Source organism: Streptomyces sp. CC228A (assembly GCF_021390935.1).
GTDB lineage: Bacteria > Actinomycetota > Actinomycetes > Streptomycetales > Streptomycetaceae > Streptomyces.
Window position 1 is genome coordinate 128,873 of record NZ_JAJPUI010000005.1, and the last position, 17,302, is coordinate 146,174.

Sequence of the window (17,302 nt, forward strand, 5' to 3'; positions counted from 1 at the left end):
CCGGCCACCCCGCCGGACCCCGCGCCGCCCACCCGCCAACCGCCCCCACGCCACGCGGCGCCCGCAAGCAACCGGCCACGCCGAGCCCCTCCGCGTGGCCTGCGCCGCCCCGGTGCCGTACCGTCCGAGGCCCGGCCCGCCGCGGGGCCACGGGAAGGCACCCGGCAGCGGGCGTCCCCCAGGAGCGCCGAACCGCTCCTGTGCAGGACGTTCCGTGCTGTCGCCGCGCCCCGGCCCGTGCGGGCGCGCCGCGACGCACCCCGGCTTTCGGCACGGTTCACTTCCCGTTCACTTACCCCCGTCAGCGGCTTCACCTGATCTGCCTAATTTCGGCCTTACACGGTGACCCCGCAGTGGTCGCCGGCACCCACCCCGACACACGCCGCCGTACAACGGCCCCGGACAGCGCAAGCACCCGCGGGCCACCAGGCCGGCGGTTACTGGAAGGAACACCCCGAAGTGAAGCTTCATCGCAAGACCGGGCTTCGCGCCACCGCGCTCGGTGCCCTCGCCGTGTCCGGCGCCCTGGTTCTCACGGCGTGTGGTTCGGACGACAACACCAGCCCCGAAGGCGACAGGAAGACGGCCGCCGCCTCGAACATCGACTGCGGCGAGGCGAAGGGCCAGCTCCTGGCGGCCGGCTCGACGGCCCAGAAGAACGCGATGGACCTCTGGGTCAAGAACTTCCAGGCGGCCTGCGAGGGCGTCGAGGTCAACTACCAGGCCATCGGCTCCGGCGGCGGCATCACCAAGTTCAACCAGGGCCAGGTCGCCTTCGCCGGCTCGGACTCCGCCCTCAAGGAGGACGAGGTCACCGAGTCGCAGAAGATCTGCAAGGGCGGCAAGGGCATCAACCTCCCGATGGTCGGCGGCCCGGTCGCGATCGGCTACAAGCTGGAGGGCGTCGACAGCCTCGTGCTGGACGCCTCCACCCTCGCCAAGATCTTCGACTCGAAGATCACCAAGTGGAACGACCCGGCGATCGCCAAGCTGAACCCGGGCGTCAAGCTGCCGGACACCACGATCCAGGCGTTCCACCGCTCCGACGAGTCGGGCACCACCCAGAACCTCGGCAAGTACCTCTCCGAGGCCGCCCCCGACGACTGGAAGCACGACCCGAAGACGAAGTCGTGGCCCGCCCCCGGCGGCCAGGCCGCGAACGGCTCCTCCGGTGTCGCCACCGCCGTCAAGGACACCAACGGCGCGATCGGCTACTTCGAGCTGTCGTACGCCACCGCCAGCAACATCAGCACCGTCAAGGTGGACACGGGCGCCGCGCAGCCGGTCGAGGCCACCACGGAGAACGCCTCCAAGGCCATCGCCGTCGCCAAGGTCAAGGGCACGGGCAACGACCTCGCCCTGTCCCTGGACTACGCCACCAAGGCGGAGGGCGCCTACCCGATCATCCTGGTCACCTACGAGATCGCCTGCGACAGGGGCAACAAGGCGGAGACCCTGCCCACCCTGAAGGCGTTCCTGAACTACACCGCCAGCGACGAGGGCCAGAAGGTCCTGGCCGACGCGGACTACGCCCCGCTCCCGGCCGAGATCGCGGCCAAGGTCCGCGAGATCGTCCCGACCCTGTCGTAACCCCCGACCGGGGCCGGACCCGGGACCTTCCCAGGTCCGGCCCCGTATCCGGTGCACCGCCGCCAGGAGCCCGCCCAGCGCCCCGCGCGCCCGTGCGACTCCGCAGACCGGAGAACACACACGATGGCAACAGCCACCACCCACGGCCCCACACCGCCCTCCGGGCGCGACCAGGGGCCCCAGACAGACCCCCTCAAGAGCAGCGCCGCGTCCCGCGCGGGCGACAAGGCCTTCCTCGGCCTGTCCCGCGGCTCCGGAATCACCCTGCTGGTGATCATGGCCGCGATCGCGGTCTTCCTCACCTACCGGGCCGTCCTCGCGATATCCGAGAACGAAGGCAACTTCCTCACCACCTCCGAGTGGAACCCGGCCGGCGACCCGCCGGTCTTCGGCATCGCCGTCCTCGCCTTCGGCACCGTCGTCAGCTCGGTCATCGCCATGGCGATCGCCGTCCCGATCGCCATCGGCATCGCGCTGTTCATCTCGCACTACGCGCCGCGCAGGCTCGCCACGCCCCTCGCCTACGTCGTCGACCTGCTCGCCGCCGTACCGAGCATCATCTACGGCCTGTGGGGCGCGATCTTCCTCGTCCCGTACCTGGACGGCCTCAACAAGTGGCTCGACCAGTACATGGGCTGGACGTACATCTTCGACAAGACCAGTGACGGCGTCGCCCGGAACATGCTCACCGTCGGCATCCTGCTGGCGATCATGATCCTGCCGATCATCACCAACGTCACCCGCGAGGTCTTCCTCCAGGTCCCGCGCATGCACGAGGAGGCCGCCCTGGCCCTCGGCGCGACCCGCTGGGAGACCATCCGCATGTCGGTCCTGCCCTTCGGCCGCTCCGGCATCATCAGCGCCTCCATGCTGGGCCTCGGCCGGGCGCTGGGCGAGACGATGGCCGTCGCCGTCGTCCTCTCCCCGAGCTTCGTCATCTCGGGCAAGCTGCTGGACCCGGGCGGCGGCACGTTCGCGCAGAACATCGCCGCCAAGTTCAACGAGGCGGACGAGTTCGGCCGTGACGCGCTGATCGCCTCCGGTCTCGTCCTCTTCGCCATCACGCTGCTGGTCAATGGCGCCGCCCGGTGGATCATCGCGCGCCGCAAGGAGTACTCGGGGGCCGCCGCATGAGCCAGACCATCCAGGACCGGCCTCCCGTGACCCGCACCGAGCGCCGTCCCTCCCCGCTCTCCCACGCGCGCATGCCGCGCTGGGCCCCGGCCGCGATCGCCGCCGGCTCCGTCGCCGCGGGCGCCGGCATCGGCCTGGCCGCCGGCTGGGAGAGCCGCATCCAGTGGGGCCTGATCGCCGCGCTGCTCTTCGTCGTCACCACGTACGCCGTCACGGCCAAGGTGGAGAACTCCCGCCAGGCCAAGGACCGCGTCGCGACCAGCGTCGTGTGGGTCTGCTTCATCCTCGCGATCGTGCCGCTCGCCTCCCTCGGCTGGGTGACGGTCAGCAAGGGCGTCGAGGTCCTCGACGTCTACTTCCTCACCCACTCCATGAACGGCGTCCTCGACGCCGAGACCGGCGGCGGCGTCTACCACGCGCTGCTCGGCACCATCGAGCAGGTCCTCATCGCGACGGTCATCGCCGCCCCGCTCGGCATGCTGACCGCGATCTACCTCGTCGAGTACGGCAAGGGCAGGCTCGCCCAGGCCGTGACCTTCTTCGTGGACGTCATGACGGGCATCCCGTCCATCGTCGCGGGCCTGTTCGTCCTCGCCACCTGGAATCTGATGCTGGGCTTCGGGCCCTCCGGCTTCGCCGGGTCGATGGCGCTGGCCATCCTGATGGTGCCGGTGGTCGTCCGCTCCACCGAGGAGATGCTCAAGCTCGTCCCGAACGAGCTGCGCGAGGCCAGCCTCGCGCTCGGCGTCCCCAAGTGGAAGACCATCCTGAAGGTGGTCCTGCCGACCGCGATCGGCGGCATCACCACCGGCGTCATGCTCGCAATCGCCCGTATCACCGGCGAGACGGCCCCCGTGCTGCTCCTCGTCTTCGGTACGAAGCTGATCAACCCGAACCCCTTCGAAGGCGCCCAGGCGTCGCTCCCGCTCTACGTGTACGAGCAGTACGCCGTCGGCACCGACGCCGCCGTGGCCCGCGCCTGGGCCGCCGCGCTCGTGCTGATCGCCTTCGTCATGCTCCTCAACCTGGTGGCCCGCGGCATCGCCCGCTGGAAGGCCCCGAAGACCGGCCGCTGACCGCGGCAAACTGGAAGTGATTCTGATGGCCAAGCGAATCGACGTCAGCGGCCTCTCCGCGTACTACGGCACCCACAAGGCGATCGACGACATCTCCATGACCGTCGAGCCCCGCTCCGTGACGGCCTTCATCGGCCCGTCCGGCTGCGGCAAGTCCACGTTCCTGCGCACCCTGAACCGGATGCACGAGGTCACCCCCGGCGGCCGCGTCGAGGGCAAGGTGATGCTGGACGACCAGAACCTGTACGGCAGGGACGTCGACCCCGTCGCCGTGCGCCGCACGGTCGGCATGGTCTTCCAGCGCCCGAACCCGTTCCCGACCATGTCGATCTTCGACAACGTCGCGGCGGGCCTGCGCCTCAACGGCCGCTACAAGAAGGCGGAGCTCGCCGACGTGGTCGAGCGCTCCCTCAAGGGCGCGAACCTCTGGAACGAGGTCAAGGACCGGCTGAACAAGCCGGGCGCCGGCCTCTCCGGCGGCCAGCAGCAGCGCCTGTGCATCGCCCGCGCGATCGCGGTCGAGCCGGACGTGCTGCTGATGGACGAGCCCTGCTCCGCCCTGGACCCGATCTCCACCCTGGCGATCGAGGACCTGATCGGCGAGCTGAAGGAGCGCTTCACGATCGTCATCGTGACGCACAACATGCAGCAGGCGGCCCGCGTCTCGGACCGCACCGCCTTCTTCAACCTGGCGGCCGTCGGCCAGCCCGGCAAGCTCATCGAGATCGACGACACGGAGCGCATCTTCTCCAACCCGTCCGTCCAGGCGACCGAGGACTACATCTCGGGCCGCTTCGGATAAGACCGTCCTGCGGTGCTGCATGGCGGTGCCACCGCAAGACGAAACCGGGCCCGCCCCCCACTCCCAGGGGGGCGGGCCCTCGTCGTCCCCCGGGCCCCCGCCACCGCCCGCGCAGACCCGGCGCCCCACAAGGGGCCGCCCGGCCCCCTCCGGTGGCGCGACGGTCCGCCGCGCCACCCCGCGGCGGCCTCCCCGCGGCCCGGCCGCCTCATGCCCCGCCGGGTGCACGCCGCCGGTGCGCCGCCGCACCGGCGCCACCAGATCCCCCGTACGGCCAAGCCGCCCGGCAAGCCCGCCCCGTGCCCCGTACGGCCCCGCCACGGTCCGCCGCGGCCCGCCGGGAGAAGCGCCGCAGCCCGCCGGCGGTGGCCGGCGGGCTGCGGACGGGGTGGACGAGGGCGGACGGGGTCAGCCGAACAGCAGGTTCACCGCGAAGAAGCTGAGCGCCGCGACCAGCGCGGCCGCGGGCATGGTGATGAACCAGCCCAGCACGATGTTCTTGGCGACCCCCCAGCGCACCGCGTTGACCCGCTTCGTCGCACCCACGCCCATGATCGCGGACGTGATGACGTGCGTGGTCGAGATGGGCGCGTGGAACATGAAGGACGCCGTGTACATCACGGACGCCGCCGTCGTCTCGGCGGCGAACCCCTGCGGCGGGTCCAGCTCGATGATCCGCCGCCCCAGCGTCCGCATGATCCGCCAGCCGCCCGCGTACGTACCGAGCGACAGCATCACCGCGCTCGACACCTTCACCCACAGCGGGATCGGGTCCCCGGACTGCTCCACGTCCGCGATGACGAGGGCCAGCACCACGATGCCCATCGTCTTCTGCGCGTCCTGGAGGCCGTGGCCGAGCGCCATGCCCGCCGCCGACACGGTCTGCGCGATACGGAAGCCCCGCTTGGTCCGGTGCGGCCCCGAGTTGCGGAAGATCCACATGATGGCGGCCATCACCAGGTAGCCGACCAGCAGGCCGACGAGCGGCGACAGGAACATCGGGATGACGATCTTCTCCAGCACCCCGGACCAGATCACCTCCGTGCCGCCGGCCAGCGCCGCGCCCACCATGCCGCCGAACAGGGCGTGCGAGGAGGACGACGGCAGCCCGAAGTACCAGGTGACCAGGTTCCACGTGATCGCGCCGACCAGCGCCGCGAAGAGGATGCCCATGCCCTTGTCGCCGTGCGGGGTCTCGATGAGCCCCTCGCTGACCGTCTTGGCGACCCCGCTGCCGAGGAAGGCGCCGGCAAGGTTCATGACAGCCGCCATCAGCAGCGCCGCCCGCGGCGTCAGGGCCCGGGTGGACACCGACGTGGCGATGGCGTTCGCCGAGTCGTGGAAGCCGTTGGTGTACGTGAAGAAGAGCGCGACCCCGACGGTCACGACCAGCGCAAACGTGTCCACAGCGGGCTCAGGACTCCTTGACGGCGATGGTCTCCACCGTGTTCGCCACGTGCTCGAAGGCGTCCGCCGCCTCCTCCAGGACATCCACGATCTGCTTGAGCTTCAGCACCTCGATGGCGTCGTACTTGCCGTTGAACAGGTGCGCCAGCAGCTTGCGGTGGATCTGGTCCGCCTGGTTCTCCAGCCGGTTGACCTCGATCCAGTACTCGGTGAGGTCCTCCATGGTCCGCAGGTGCGGCATGGCCTCCGCCGTGAGCTCCGCCGCCCGCGCCAGCACCTCGATCTGCTGCTCGACGCCCTTGGGCAGTTCCTCGATGTTGTAGAGGACGACGAGGTCGACGGCCTCCTCCATGAAGTCCATGATGTCGTCGAGCGACGAGGCGAGGGCGTAGATGTCCTCGCGGTCGAACGGCGTGATGAAGGAGGAGTTCAGCTGGTGGAAGATCGCGTGGGTGGCGTCGTCGCCCGCGTGCTCGGCCGCCCGCATGCGCTCGGCGATGTCGGCCCGCGCCGACGCGTCAGCTCCGAGCAGTTCCATGAGGAGCTTCGCACCGGTGACGATGTTGTCCGCGGACGCGGCGAACATGTCGTAGAAGCTCGTCTCCCTGGGGGTCAGACGGAAGCGCACGTGGTGTCCCTCGGGTGCATGGATGTCGGTCAGGCTGATGCTAGGCGCATCATCCGGCCACGGCTAAGCGGCGTTCCTCAGTGTCGCCCATCAGGTACGCGGAACCGAACCGGCCCCGCACGATCCGGCGGGGATCGGTACCATATACCCACGAGGGGTATATGGGCCCTTTCGGACAACGGGAGGACGAGATGACGACCACCGAGGCGGCCGGCCTTCCGGTCACGGGCGCGGCCCACGCCCGGGACGGCTCCCGGGGTGAGGACGATCACGGGGTGCACGGCTACCACCAGCAGAAGGACGAGCACCTCAAGCGCCTGCGCAGGATCGAGGGCCAGATCCGCGGCCTGCAGCGGATGGTCGACGAGGACGTCTACTGCATCGACATACTGACCCAGGTCTCCGCCTCCACGAAGGCCCTGCAGTCGTTCGCCCTCCAGCTGCTGGAGGAGCACCTGCGGCACTGCGTCGCCTCGGCGGCGCTCAAGGGCGGCGACGAGATCGACGCGAAGGTCGAGGAGGCCACCAAGGCCATCGCCCGCATGATGCGCACCTGACGCCTGCCGGACACCCGGCGGCCGCCTGCCGCAGGGCCCGGGGATGACGCGAAACCCTCGCTCGCCCCGGCTCCGGGGCGCGGCCGCCACCGCCGTCACGTCCGGCGGTCAGCCGTCGCCCCCGCCCGGCGTCACCTTCAGCACCTCGTCGATCCGGTCGGCGCTCAACCGCTCCCCCTCCGTCGCGGACGCGGCGATGATCAGCTCGCCGCACAGCTCGATCTCGGAGAGGGCGACGTGGTCCTGGACGGTCGTCGTGCTGAGCGTCGCCACGGGCGGGTCACCTCCAGCTGTCAGTCGCTGCCGGATTCCAGCGTAGGGAGCGCCCCACCCGCCGCGCATGACACGTCCGGACCATTCCGGGACCACCCGATGGTCCCCCCCGTCCCCGCCCGCCGCCGCGGCGCGCCCGCCCTGCCGCAGCCCGGCCTCAGTCCTCGATCGTGCCCTCGTAGATGTCCCGCCGGGGCGGCAGCCGGACGTCGACGGGCTCCCCGAACCCGTACAGCACCGTCGTGGACGCCACCTCCACCTCCCGGCCCGCGTTCACGAAACTGAAGCGGTGCCGCACCTTCCGCAGCCGCCCCTCCGGGTCGAGGTACGCGTCGAACGGCACCGCGTCCGTGGCGAAGCCCTCCGCCGCGGCCGCCAGGGCGCCCCGCATCCGCGGCGTCGCCGCCTTCGCCGCCTCCCCCAGGTCCGCCGTGCCGCGGTAGTGGCCGACCGCCACGCCGCCGACCTCCGCCGGACCGACGTACGCCACGTCCCGCGCCGCCCGCAGCAGCTCCACGGCGGCACCCGGGTCGGTGGCGCCGCCCGTGACGAGGTTGCCGTCGCCCAGGGCCGCCGTGTCGATGCGCACCCACTTGTCGGCGGGGACGCCGGCGCCCCGGTCCTTCATGTAGAGCGCGCCCGGCGTGAACAGCTCCGTGATCGGCTTCCGCTCGCCCGAGGCCGCGCCCTGCGCCGGCACCACGACCCGCAGTCGGCCCCGCCCGGTGCGGAAGTCGTAGCCGCCGGCGCCCTCGATGACCAGCCGCGTGCCGCCGGTCGCCGTCTCCAGGAACGTCCTGGCCCGCGCCGTGCCGGCCCGCTCCAACGCGTCCGGCACCCCGCGCACCGCCCCGGCGGCCTCCCGCGCGCCCAGCGCCACCGCCTGCGCCGCCGTACTGCCCCGGCCCACCGCGGGGGACCGGCGTCGGCCGACCCGGAGCACCCGGTGAGCCCGCTTCCCGCGGCCATCACCGCCACGGCGGCGACGGCGCAGGCGCCACCCCCGCGCTCCCGTTTCCGCACCACCATCGCCCGCCTACCCCCAAAGGGTCGCCACTGCGCTTCCACCACGTCGTCCGAGACCCCCGCCCGCCCCGCATAACGACCACCGCGGCCCCCGTCACGCCCCGGGAACACGAGTACCTTTGGCCTGTGCACCCGCAGGACGCGCCGCCCGCGCACCCCCGGACGACCACCGTCGAACGCGGATCCTTCTGCCTCGCCCGCTGCGACTGCGGCTGGTCCGGGCCCGCCAGGCGCTCCCGGGACCGGGCCCGCACCGACGCGGCCGCGCATGCCGCGGCGCCCGCCCCCAGGGCGGCGACGCCGTGCGACAGGTGACGCCGTGGACCGGCGCGCACCGCTCACCACGGCCCTGACCGGCGCGCTCACCACCCTCGTACGCCGTCGAGGACCCTACCCGGCACGACCGTGGATCCGGGCGGTGGCGCGGCGACGGCGCACTCACGGCACCGGGCCGTGCGGTGACGGCCGCGCAGCCCCCGTATGCGGCCTGCCGGAACCACCCCGGCCCCGCCCCGGCCCCGCCCCGGCGGACCGGCGCCGCGCCCGCACAGAAAGGGCGCCGCGCCACCCTTACGCCCGGCCGGCCTTCTGACGCCCCGGCAGCCGCTGTGCGCGCTACGCGGCGAGGTCGCTCTCGGCCTCGGCCCGCGCGTCGTGCAGGTCCAGCGCGTGGTGCGCCCGGCCGGCCCCGCCGGCGCGCCGCGACCGCACGAGCCGGCCGCCCGCGGCGCCCGCGCCACCGCCCCGCACAGCGGCGTGAGCAGGCCCAGCGCCACCGGGGCGAGCAGCAGGGCGACGGCCGTGCCCAACGCGAACCCGCCGACCACGTCGGTCGGGTAGTGCACGCCCATGTACACCCGGCAGAACCCCTCCGCCAAGGCCAGCCCTATGGCGACGAGCCCGATCCGCTTGTGCACCAGGAAGAGCCCCACGCCCAGGGCCATGGCGAGGGTCGCGTGGTCGCTGACGAAGGAGAAGCCGGTCTTCCCGTCAACAAGCACATCCAGCCCGTCATGGTCGAGGAACGGCCGGGGCCGTTCGACGAACCCCCGGATCGGGATGTTGACGAGGACCGCGATCGAGGCGGCGAGCGGCGCCCACACCGTGCCCGCCGCACCGCTGACGGCCTCCTCCAGGGACGCCCTGCGCCGCACGCTGCCCCAGCACCACAGCACCGTCAGGACGAGGGCGAGCAGGATGCCGTACTCCCCGACGAACTCCATGACGCGGTCGAGCCAGGCGGGCGCGGACCCGGCCAGTCCGTTGATGTCGTAGAGCAGGCTGACGTCGGGGTTCGAGCCATTGGATGCGAGTCCAGCCACCATCTGCTGCGGCCCCTTGCCTCGTGCTGCTGCGGTGCGGTCGTGTCAGTCCAGGGAACGACGCGCCTGAGGCGCACGTTCCACTCTCCACGGAACGATCACCAGGACGTTATCGAAGAGTGACGGCCGTCAGGCGCCCCGCCGGGGCAGGGCCCGAGCACCGTCCTCGGTGACCCGGGTCGCCCCGAAGTAGTCAGGGGTGTCGATCTTGTCGAAGCGGATGACGGCGCCAGTGTAGGGCGCGTTGATCATGTAGCCGCCGCCGACATAGATCCCCACGTGCCGGATGGCCCGCGAGTCCGTCAGGTCGTCGGAGAAGAACACCAGGTCCCCCGGCAGCAGTTCCTCCCTGCTCGGGTGCGGCCCGGCGTTGTACTGGTCGTTGGCCACCCGCGGCAGCTCGATGCCCACGGTCCGGTACGCCGCCTGGGTGAGGCCCGAGCAGTCGAACCGCCCGCCGTCCTCGGCCGTCCCCTCGCCGCCCCACAGGTAGGGCTTGCCGAGCTGCTGCTGCGCGTAGTGGATGGCGCCCGCGGCCTGCCGGGACGGCTCCACCCGCCCCACGGGCCGGGCGAAGCTCTTCTCCAGGGACCGGATGATCCGCACGTAGTTCTGCGTCTCGCTGATCCGCGGCACCCCGCCCGCCTTGATGACCCGGTACGCACCCGCGTTGTAGGCGGCGAGCATGTTGTTCGTCGGGTCGCCGGGCACCTTCCGCACGTACTGGGCGAGTTCGCAGTCGTACGAGGCGGCCGACGGGATCGCGTCGGCGGGGTCCCAGATGTCCCGGTCGCCGTCCCCGTCCCCGTCGATGCCGTGCGCCGCCCACGTGCCCGGGATGAACTGCGCGATCCCGCGCGCGTCGGCATGGCTGACGGCCCGCGGGTTCCACCCGCTCTCCTGGTACAGCTGCGCGGCGAGCAGCGCCGGGTTGATGGCCGGGCACAGGTTCCCCCACCGCTGCACCAGCCCCTGGTACGCGGCCGGTACGGCCCCCTTGGCCAGTGCCACGGTCCCGCGGGCGGTGCCGCCCCCGAACATGCCGGCGGCCGCGGAGTACGTCCCGACGACGAGCAGCCCGACGAAACCCAGGCACGCCGCCACGGCCACCAGCCCGAGCACCCACGCCTTACGCACCGTCACCCACCTTTCGCCGGGCCACCGAACGTCAGTCTAGGTGGCGCACCGTCACTTCTGGAGGTGGCACCAGGAGCGCACACCGTCACACGGACGCATCCGCAGCCCCGCGGACGCGTCCGCCGTCGCACGGGCCGGGGCGCCCTCACACGGACGGGTGCACCGTCCGCCGCGCCGCGCCGCCGGTGGCGGCCGCCCACCGATCCGTACGATGATCCGACCCATGACGACCCGGGGGGAGCAGAACGGGCCGCCGACCACGCACGGCCCGGCGGGACGATCGAGACTCGCGGACCTCGCCGGCCCGCCGGCACCAATCCCCGCGCCAGGGCGGCCACCTGCAGGGGCATCACCCGCGGAGGCCCCCACCAGCTCACTCGACGCGTTCCGCCGTACGCCCGTCCTCGTACCGACCACCCCGGAAGGCGGCCTGTGGACGGCCGACCACGGCGGCGTCCGCTGGATCTGCGCCTTCTCCGACGAGGACGCCCTCGCCCGCTTCGCCGAAGCCCGCGGCGAGGCGCCCCGCACCTGGCGCTACCGCACCCTCCTCGGCGCCGACCTGCTGGATGCCCTGGCCCCTCGGCTGGGCGTCCCGGCAGGCGTGTCCCTCGACCCGGGCAGCGGCCACGCCACTGCCTTCCCCCTGCCCGCCGACGCACCGCCCGCGGGCGGGGAGCCCGGGGCGCGGGCCGACCGCCAGACCGACCACAGGAGCCGCCCATGACCGGCACACCACCCACCGCACCCCGCGACGTCCTCGTACGGAACCTCTGGGCCTCGCCCGCGGTGTTCGTCACGGCGGCCTTCACGGCGTTCAACGCGGTGGGCACCGACCTTGCCGTCCGGGTGGGCTGGGCCTGCTACGCCGCGGGCTGGCTGCCGCCGATCCTCGCCGTCGCCGTCTGCGCCGCCCGGAAGCAGCGTCCCGGCATGGGCGGCGCCGCCGCAGCAGCCGTGCTCGCCGTCTTCGGCGCGCTCTTCTGGCTCAACCACAGCTGATACTCCGCCGCACCCCGCCCCGGCAGGCAGGGGGCCCGTCAGCCCCGCACCCACCGCTGCGCCCCGCATGCACTTTCGGTGTACGCATAAGTACATTCAGCCAACACGCAGGGCGAACACCAGCCACACCGATGCCCACCGAACACGCACCGACCGTCACCCGGGCCCCGCCGGAGGGAGGGCCCGGGCCGCCGCGCCCTGTTGGACATCTCACGCCCCGCCGAGCAGCCGCCATGCCGGCCGCCCAAAGCCCCCACATCCGACGCTAGCTGCCTGAACACCGCACCTCTCGGCCGTCCGGGCAACACCTCTTACGACGAAGACGACCAGAGGGACCGTCAGGTTCCAGCGCACACAGGATCCCCCGACCGGCCCCCTCACGTCCCCAGCACCTCCACCTGACCCCCGCCAACTGGTCTGGACCACTGCGCTACCCTGTGGCATGCAGCCGCAAACGGCCGCATCACGCCCCAGCCGGAGACCACGGCGGGCAAGCACCACAGGAGAGACACATGGGGAACAAGGTGGGCCGACTCGGGGACTCCGGGGGAACGGCCGCCGCCGTCACCGTCATCGCACTGACCGCGGTCGCGGTCGTCGTGCTCGGGTACTTCCTCTTCACCCAGACGGGTCAGACCAAGTTCTGACACGCGGTCACCGCGAAGCCCCGCCGCCGCCGGACACACCCCGTCCGGCGGCGGCGTCGCGTTTCCCCGCGCACGAGGGGGCCGGATAGGGCCCAACGACGGTCATTGCCCGGAGTCACGCCCCGTGATACACAGAGTGACCATACGCGTATCCGCACACATCCGGCGCCCCATGACTCCGCAGGTCAGCACGGCGGCTCGGTCAGGCGTGCGGGAATCGGGTAAAGAGACCCGCCAAGTCGTCGTGCGTCGGCGGTTCGATCAGCGAAGATAGTTGATGACCCATGCCAACGGGCAGGGCGTCGAACTACCGAACAGGGGCGGTGAGTTACATGTACCTTGCGGCCGAGAAGGGCGACATCACCACCATCATTGGCGGAATCGCCCCGAACTGGGGGCCCTTCGGGGGGCTGGGCAACCAGGCCCGTGTGATGATCGAGATCGTGATGGCCGTGGCCATCCTGCTGTGTCTGGGCATCGCCATCTGGGGCGCCGCCAAGCAGCGCATCGGCGCGACGGCACTGCGCGACACCTTCAGCGCGGAACAGGGCAAGGGCCTGATCGTGGCCGGGTTGACCGGCGTCTTCATCATCGGGTCGCTGGGAACACTCTTCACCATCGTGTACGGGATGGCCGTCTAGCCCGCCGAGCCGGCCGCCGGCCGCAGGCCCGGTCAACCAGAGGATGCGTCTCCTGATGTCCACTCACCCCACCGCGCGCACGCGGTCAGCAGCACGACACCTGTCGTCCGAGGAGGCGTACCCGTCATGAGCTTCGGCGACGAGTACGGCGCCGGACCCGGCCAGGCCGGGGAGGCGGGCACCACCACGACGCGCACCCGCACCCGCCTCCCGGAGAGCGACACCCCGCGCAGGCCGCCGCGCACCTCGCGCTCGCTGGTCACCGTGGTGGGCGTCGTCGTCCTGCTCATCGCGGCGATCGCCTTCGCGAACCGGGACGGCGGGGAGAGCGACGGCGGCGCCCGCGCCACCGGGTCCGGCGGCGCGGCGGCGGCCCCCACCGCGGCCACCGGCATCAAGCCGGTCACGGGGAAGACCGGCACCATCCCCACGGGCTACAGCCAGGACGAACAGGGCGCCCAGAGCGCCGCGGCGAACTACGCGGTGGCGCTGGGTTCCGACGGGATGTTCCAGCGCGAGAGCCGCCACGCCATCATCCGCACCGTGCACGACCCTGCGGTGGCGGGCGCCCTGCTGACCAAACTGGACAAGGCCTACTCCAGCGCCTTCCTCACCAACGTCGGCCTCAATGAAGACGGGTCCCCGCCGGAGGGCCACACCTTCGTCTCCCGCACCATCCCGGTCGGGACAAGTCTGACCGAGATGAGCAGCGGCAGAGCCACGGTGGAGGTGTGGTGCACCGGACTGGTCGGCCTCGCGGGCGAGGGCTCCACCAAGCCGGTCACCGAAACCTGGTTCACCATCACGCAGCGGCTCCGCTGGGTCGACGGCGACTGGAAGATCGAGTCCTCTACTCAGCAAGAAGGACCCACACCGGTCAACGGTGACAACCGTGCCTCCACGGCGGACGAGATTGCCGACGCGGTCATCGGATACGGAGGCTTCACCTATGCCCGGTAAGCCGCAGCAGCGCACGCGGCGGCTGCTCGCCGCCCTGGCAGGGGCTCCGGTGGCTTTTGTCCTCCTGCCCACACGGGCCGCCGCAGCCCCCACGCCGACGCCAGGCACCACGCCCGGTACCGGCACCCCGGCGCCGTCGCCGAGTGGAAGCGGCAACCCCTGCGATCTGATCGTCGGCATGGCCCGCGACCTCTGCGACAACGGCGAAGGCGCCGCCACCACCCCCACCAGCCCCCTGCAGCCGCAGGAGGCCCTGGACCCGCTGTCCGCGCTCGCGCGCGGCTGCGCGGACGCCGCCGCCTGGACCGTCGACAAGCTCAGCAACGCCGTCGACAGCACCGCCGCCGTCGACTTCACCAACGACCAGTTCCTCAAGCAGTACGCCGTCGTCTTCGCCGCCTCCACCATCCTCACCCTGATCCTGTGGCTCCTGGCCGTCGCCAAGCGGGCCATCAGGGGCGTGCCGTTCACCACCGCAATGTCGGAGGCCGTCGGGTTCCTCTGGCTCACCGTCCTCGCCTCCGCGTTCACGCCGCTCATCCTCCACACCGTCGTCTCCGCCACCGACGGCGTCACCGAGGTGATCGCCGCGGGCACCGGCGGGCAGACCGACGTGTTCTTCGGGTCGTTCGCCGAAGCCCTCAAGAAGGGCGACGACATCGGCGGCGGCCCCATCATGCTGATCATCGTCGCGCTCGTGTCGATCGTCGCCGCGGGCGTGCTCTGGCTGGAACTGGTCATCCGGGCCGCCCTGCTGTACGTCGGCGCGCTCCTCGGCACCGTCGTCTACGCCGGGCTCGTCGACCGCAACATGTGGGGCCACGTCCGCCGCTGGGCCGGTATCATGATCGCGGTGATCATGGTGAAGCCCGTCATCGTGATCGTCCTCGGCCTCGCCGGCGCCCTGTCCTCCGGCGACGGACCCGACGCCTTCTCCGCCGTCGTGTCCGGCCTCGCCATCATCCTGCTCGCCATCTTCGCGTCGGCCGCGATCTACCGCTTCGTCCCCGGCTTCGGCGACGACATCGCCGCCGCCCGCACGAACCGCAAGCAGGCCACCGACGGCGCGCAGGCCGCCGCCGTCATCTCCTCCCCGGCCGCGCTCGTCTCGCAGGGCATCAAGGCCCACAGCACCCGCAGCCACCAGAAGGCGTCCCCCGCACCCGCGCCGGCCGGCTCCGGTGCCGTGGGCGGCGGCATGTCCGCCCACAGCAGCCGCGCCTCCACCGCCCCCGCAGCCACCACCGGGGGCGGGGCCGGCGGCGGAACTGTCCCCTCCGCCGCACCCCCGCCCCGTAGCGCCCCCGGCGCCGCGAGCCCCGCCACCAACACCCCGCACAGCAGCCGGAGCCCCGGAGTCCGCCCCACCGGCGGCACAGGCACCACAGGAACCACAGGATCAGGAGGTGGAGGGCGGTGACGACCCAGTCCCATCCGATCACGCCCCGCCGCACGTACCTCATCGGCCGCGCCCGCCCCAACGCCGTCATCGGCAAGAACCGGGAGACGGGCGAGATCGCCCTCATCGTCTTCGGGGCGTTCCTCGGCATGATGAGCGGCCTCCTGGTCCCCGTCCTCTCCCTCCGCATCGTCATGCTGGCGGGCTTCCCCGTCCTGGCGCTCGCCGCCGTGTACGTCCCGTACCGCGGCCGCACGTTCTACCGCTGGTACGAGATCAACCGCAGCTACAAGCGGGTCCTCCGCCAGGGCACCACCTACCGCTCGGGCGCCATGGAGGCCGGCACCCGCCTCGACGGCCGCGAGGTCGAGATCGGCGCCCCGCCCGGCATCGGCCGCATCAACTGGCTCGCCGCCCCCTTCGGCCCCGACGAGATCGCCGTCCTCCTCCACGCGGACCGCCGCACCGTCACCGCCGCCATCGAGATCGAGGGCCCCGGCGTCGGCCTGCGCGACAGCGAGGACCAGGAAGCCCTGGTGGACCGTTTCGGCACCCTCCTCAAGCACGTCGCCAACGGCGACGGCTTCGTCACCCGCCTCCAGATGCTGGCCCGCACCCTGCCCGCCGACCCCGACGCCCACGCCAAGGACGTCGCCCAGCGCGGCGACCCGCACGCGCCGCGCTGGCTCCTCGACTCGTACGACCAGCTCCAGTCCATGGTGTCCACGTCCAGCGAGCAGCACCGCGCCTACCTCGTGGCCTGCATGCACTACACCCGCGAGCTCGCCGCCGAGGCCCACGCCATCGCCCGCGCCGCGCAGGCCGCCCGCCGCGCGTCCGGCGGCCGGCGCGAGAAGCTCGACAAGGACGCCGGCCTCGCCGTCGTCATGGCCCGCGAGCTGACCGACATCTGCGCCCGCCTCGCCGAAGCCGACATCCGCGTACGGCAGCCCCTCGGGCAGTCGCGGCTCGCCTCGCTCATCCACTCGATGTACGACCCGGACCATCCCATCGACCACATCCAGGCCATGACGAAACGCAACGCCTGGCCCGCGGAGCTGGACGCCGTCGAGCCCACCCACCTCCAGGCCAAGACCCGCGAGTCCACCACCCGCGCCCCCTGGTGCCACGCCACCGCCTGGATCAAGGAATGGCCCATGACCCCCGTCGGCGTGAACTTCCTGGCCCCGCTCCTCGTCCACACCCCCGACGTCATCCGCACCGTCGCCGTCACGATGGACCTCGAACCCACCGAGATCGCCATCGAGCGGATGCTCACCGAGAAGACGAACGACGAGGCCGAGGCCAGCCGCGCCGCCAAGATGAACCGCACCGTCGACCCCCGCGACATCGCGGCCCACGGGCGGCTCGACCAGCGGGGTGAAGATCTCGCCAGCGGCGCGGCAGGGGTGAACCTCGTCGGGTACATCACAGTGTCGTCCCGCTCACCCGAGGCCCTCGCCCGGGACAAGCGGACGATCCGGGCGTCGGCCGGCAAGTCGTATCTGAAGCTGGAGTGGTGCGACCGCGAGCACCACCGGGCCTTCGTGAACACCCTGCCGTTCGCGACGGGCATCCGCCGCTAGCCCCACCCGCTCCGGCACGGGGCACCCGCACGGCGGAGGAGGCGGCCGACCCGCCCGCCGGGCAGCGCCCCACAGCAGGCAGCACCCGCACCCGGCACCCCCGCCGGCAGACACA

Annotated in this window: 18 protein-coding genes and 1 pseudogene; 13 read left to right on the plus strand and 6 right to left on the minus strand. The window is 72.0% G+C overall.

Translation table 11 applies throughout. From position 1 onward, the window contains the following. The first annotated feature begins 459 nt into the window (after positions 1-459). The 4 genes from pstS to pstB all read left to right on the plus strand — a co-directional run bounded on the left by pstS (position 460) and on the right by pstB (position 4,602). Positions 460-1,590, plus strand: a complete 1,131-nt coding sequence (gene pstS, locus L6E17_RS16085) for a phosphate ABC transporter substrate-binding protein PstS (RefSeq protein WP_236241460.1) — start codon at positions 460-462, stop codon at positions 1,588-1,590. A gap of 123 nt (positions 1,591-1,713) precedes the next feature. Then, on the plus strand, positions 1,714-2,724 hold the full coding sequence (gene pstC / locus L6E17_RS16090) for a phosphate ABC transporter permease subunit PstC (RefSeq protein ID WP_236241461.1): 1,011 nt from the start codon (positions 1,714-1,716) through the stop codon (positions 2,722-2,724). Continuing rightward, positions 2,721-3,800 (plus strand): phosphate ABC transporter permease PstA, encoded by a 1,080-nt coding sequence (gene pstA, locus L6E17_RS16095; RefSeq protein WP_236241462.1) that lies wholly within the window; start codon positions 2,721-2,723, stop codon positions 3,798-3,800. Before pstC ends, pstA begins: the two co-directional genes overlap by 4 nt. 25 nt (positions 3,801-3,825) lie before the next feature. After that, positions 3,826-4,602, plus strand: a complete 777-nt coding sequence (gene pstB / locus L6E17_RS16100) for a phosphate ABC transporter ATP-binding protein PstB (RefSeq protein ID WP_236241463.1) — start codon at positions 3,826-3,828, stop codon at positions 4,600-4,602. A gap of 408 nt (positions 4,603-5,010) precedes the next feature. Here the strand turns inward: pstB and L6E17_RS16105 are convergent, their stop codons facing one another. After that, positions 5,011-6,009: an inorganic phosphate transporter gene (locus tag L6E17_RS16105; RefSeq protein ID WP_236241464.1), complete on the minus strand. Its 999-nt coding sequence runs from the start codon at positions 6,007-6,009 to the stop codon at positions 5,011-5,013. 7 nt (positions 6,010-6,016) lie between these two features. After that, positions 6,017-6,637, minus strand: coding sequence for a DUF47 domain-containing protein (locus tag L6E17_RS16110; protein WP_071270980.1), 621 nt, complete (start codon positions 6,635-6,637; stop codon positions 6,017-6,019). 191 nt (positions 6,638-6,828) lie between these two features. On the opposite strand from L6E17_RS16110, the gene L6E17_RS16115 reads away from it, so the two are divergent. Continuing rightward, positions 6,829-7,194 carry a metal-sensitive transcriptional regulator gene (locus L6E17_RS16115; protein ID WP_236241465.1) on the plus strand — a complete coding sequence of 122 codons (366 nt, stop codon included), beginning with the start codon at positions 6,829-6,831 and terminating at the stop codon, positions 7,192-7,194. Positions 7,195-7,302: 108 nt separating this feature from the next. Here L6E17_RS16115 and L6E17_RS16120 read toward each other — a convergent pair whose 3' ends face one another. Together L6E17_RS16120 and L6E17_RS16125 are read right to left on the minus strand one after the other, a co-directional pair. Beyond that, positions 7,303-7,467: a hypothetical protein gene (locus L6E17_RS16120; RefSeq protein WP_236241466.1), complete on the minus strand. Its 165-nt coding sequence runs from the start codon at positions 7,465-7,467 to the stop codon at positions 7,303-7,305. A gap of 157 nt (positions 7,468-7,624) precedes the next feature. Beyond that, complete coding sequence (locus tag L6E17_RS16125) at positions 7,625-8,377, minus strand: hypothetical protein (protein ID WP_374109064.1); 753 nt, start codon at positions 8,375-8,377, stop codon at positions 7,625-7,627. Between the two features lie 242 nt (positions 8,378-8,619). Here L6E17_RS16125 and L6E17_RS30990 point away from each other — a divergent pair, with 242 nt between their 5' ends. Continuing rightward, positions 8,620-8,808 (plus strand): hypothetical protein, encoded by a 189-nt coding sequence (locus L6E17_RS30990; protein WP_236241467.1) that lies wholly within the window; start codon positions 8,620-8,622, stop codon positions 8,806-8,808. 300 nt (positions 8,809-9,108) lie between these two features. On the opposite strand, the pseudogene L6E17_RS16135 reads toward L6E17_RS30990, so the two are convergent. Both L6E17_RS16135 and L6E17_RS16140 read right to left on the minus strand, forming a co-directional pair. Continuing rightward, positions 9,109-9,815: pseudogene (locus L6E17_RS16135) on the minus strand (phosphatase PAP2 family protein). Between the two features lie 129 nt (positions 9,816-9,944). Next, positions 9,945-10,952: a bifunctional lytic transglycosylase/C40 family peptidase gene (locus L6E17_RS16140; protein ID WP_236241725.1), complete on the minus strand. Its 1,008-nt coding sequence runs from the start codon at positions 10,950-10,952 to the stop codon at positions 9,945-9,947. Positions 10,953-11,175: 223 nt separating this feature from the next. Between L6E17_RS16140 and L6E17_RS16145 the strand changes: the two genes are divergently transcribed. From L6E17_RS16145 to L6E17_RS16170, 7 genes are all read left to right on the plus strand, one after another. Next, positions 11,176-11,679 carry an SseB family protein gene (locus L6E17_RS16145; RefSeq protein WP_236241468.1) on the plus strand — a complete coding sequence of 168 codons (504 nt, stop codon included), beginning with the start codon at positions 11,176-11,178 and terminating at the stop codon, positions 11,677-11,679. Beyond that, a complete protein-coding gene (locus tag L6E17_RS16150) occupies positions 11,676-11,954 on the plus strand; it encodes a hypothetical protein (protein WP_236241469.1) in 279 nt (92 codons plus the stop codon). Before L6E17_RS16145 ends, L6E17_RS16150 begins: the two co-directional genes overlap by 4 nt. A 512-nt stretch (positions 11,955-12,466) precedes the next feature. Then, complete coding sequence (locus L6E17_RS30560; RefSeq protein WP_268985256.1) at positions 12,467-12,601, plus strand: hypothetical protein; 135 nt, start codon at positions 12,467-12,469, stop codon at positions 12,599-12,601. A gap of 332 nt (positions 12,602-12,933) precedes the next feature. Further along, positions 12,934-13,242, plus strand: coding sequence for a hypothetical protein (locus tag L6E17_RS16155; protein WP_010474953.1), 309 nt, complete (start codon positions 12,934-12,936; stop codon positions 13,240-13,242). Positions 13,243-13,368: 126 nt separating this feature from the next. Further along, positions 13,369-14,202 (plus strand): hypothetical protein, encoded by an 834-nt coding sequence (locus tag L6E17_RS16160; RefSeq protein WP_236241470.1) that lies wholly within the window; start codon positions 13,369-13,371, stop codon positions 14,200-14,202. Next, positions 14,192-15,622: a hypothetical protein gene (locus tag L6E17_RS16165; RefSeq protein ID WP_236241471.1), complete on the plus strand. Its 1,431-nt coding sequence runs from the start codon at positions 14,192-14,194 to the stop codon at positions 15,620-15,622. The genes L6E17_RS16160 and L6E17_RS16165 overlap by 11 nt, the downstream gene beginning before the upstream one ends. Beyond that, positions 15,619-17,187, plus strand: coding sequence for an SCO6880 family protein (locus L6E17_RS16170; RefSeq protein ID WP_236241472.1), 1,569 nt, complete (start codon positions 15,619-15,621; stop codon positions 17,185-17,187). Before L6E17_RS16165 ends, L6E17_RS16170 begins: the two co-directional genes overlap by 4 nt. Positions 17,188-17,302: the final 115 nt, after the last annotated feature.

Bases quoted from the DNA above. Each gene is read 5' to 3' on its own strand.
- pstC (WP_236241461.1), top strand. From the start codon at position 1,714: ATGGCAACAGCCACCACCCACGGCCCCACACCGCCCTCCGGGCGCGAC.
- pstA (WP_236241462.1), top strand. From the start codon at position 2,721: ATGAGCCAGACCATCCAGGACCGGCCTCCCGTGACCCGCACCGAGCGC.
- pstB (WP_236241463.1), top strand. From the start codon at position 3,826: ATGGCCAAGCGAATCGACGTCAGCGGCCTCTCCGCGTACTACGGCACC.
- L6E17_RS16115 (WP_236241465.1), top strand. From the start codon at position 6,829: ATGACGACCACCGAGGCGGCCGGCCTTCCGGTCACGGGCGCGGCCCAC.
- L6E17_RS16145 (WP_236241468.1), top strand. From the start codon at position 11,176: ATGACGACCCGGGGGGAGCAGAACGGGCCGCCGACCACGCACGGCCCG.
- L6E17_RS16150 (WP_236241469.1), top strand. From the start codon at position 11,676: ATGACCGGCACACCACCCACCGCACCCCGCGACGTCCTCGTACGGAAC.
- L6E17_RS30560 (WP_268985256.1), top strand. From the start codon at position 12,467: ATGGGGAACAAGGTGGGCCGACTCGGGGACTCCGGGGGAACGGCCGCC.
- L6E17_RS16155 (WP_010474953.1), top strand. From the start codon at position 12,934: ATGTACCTTGCGGCCGAGAAGGGCGACATCACCACCATCATTGGCGGA.
- L6E17_RS16160 (WP_236241470.1), top strand. From the start codon at position 13,369: ATGAGCTTCGGCGACGAGTACGGCGCCGGACCCGGCCAGGCCGGGGAG.
- L6E17_RS16165 (WP_236241471.1), top strand. From the start codon at position 14,192: ATGCCCGGTAAGCCGCAGCAGCGCACGCGGCGGCTGCTCGCCGCCCTG.